Genomic DNA, 251 nt, shown 5'->3' with positions numbered 1-251 from the left:
GACCGCCTCTATGCCACCATCCGCAGGCCCCATGACGGCAGGGAGGTAGCTGGCTTGCAGTGCGTGTCGCCCGTGGACCCAGCCCATGGGCACTGGCTTACTTGGTTCGCCAGCGACGACGTTGAGGCCACGGTCCGCATGGCTACGGAACGTGGTTCCAAGCTGCTGGAACCCCTCACGGAGGGGCCGCTCGGACGTACGGCGATAGTCCAAGCTCCCCAGGGCGAAGTATTCGGTGTTACCGACGCTCC

1 protein-coding gene is annotated in these 251 nt (G+C 65.3%); it reads left to right on the top strand.

Features of this window, described 5'->3' with window-relative positions; all coding sequences use genetic code 11:
• Positions 1-63: 63 nt before the first annotated feature.
• Positions 64-251, top strand: a 188-nt coding sequence (locus SB679_RS25510) for a VOC family protein (protein ID WP_410705152.1), incomplete at its 3' end; no start/stop codon positions are given.

This window comes from Chryseobacterium sp. SIMBA_029 (assembly GCF_046535275.1).
Classification (GTDB): Bacteria; Bacteroidota; Bacteroidia; order Flavobacteriales; family Weeksellaceae; genus Chryseobacterium.
Note: the sequence above shows the minus strand (reverse complement) of the source record. Positions and strands in the feature narration are given on the sequence as shown.